Origin of the sequence: Psychrobacter sp. AOP31-B2-9 (genome assembly GCF_052378005.1) — a bacterium.
GTDB lineage: Bacteria > Pseudomonadota > Gammaproteobacteria > Pseudomonadales > Moraxellaceae > Psychrobacter.
This window is the reverse complement of record NZ_JBQSXG010000380.1, coordinates 1-254: the sequence shown is the minus strand read 5'-3', so window position 1 is coordinate 254 and position 254 is coordinate 1. Positions and strand designations below refer to the sequence as shown.

Here is a 254-nt window from a genome sequence, read left to right as displayed (position 1 = left end):
TGCTTGATTGTCCTCGTCAGCACTATTTTCATCAGTGTTGGTGTTTGTAGTAATCTCAGCAGACTGAGTGGGGTGTGCGACGCTAGCACTATTAAAGCGCTGCATCGTTATTGAGCTTGGCTGAGTGATGATTTGTTCGCTCAGTGCCAATACTGGCGCATGTACGCGGTCGTGTAATACTTGCTGGTAGCGTATCGCACCAATGTTTGCACTGATACCCTCGCTATCACTTGGACTCGCTGTGGTGATAATGT

1 protein-coding gene is annotated in these 254 nt (G+C 48.0%); it reads right to left on the bottom strand.

The features are described 5' to 3' along the window. The coding region (locus ACT3SX_RS15725; protein WP_444761892.1) for a hypothetical protein at nucleotides 1-254 on the bottom strand (254 nt) is incomplete at both ends.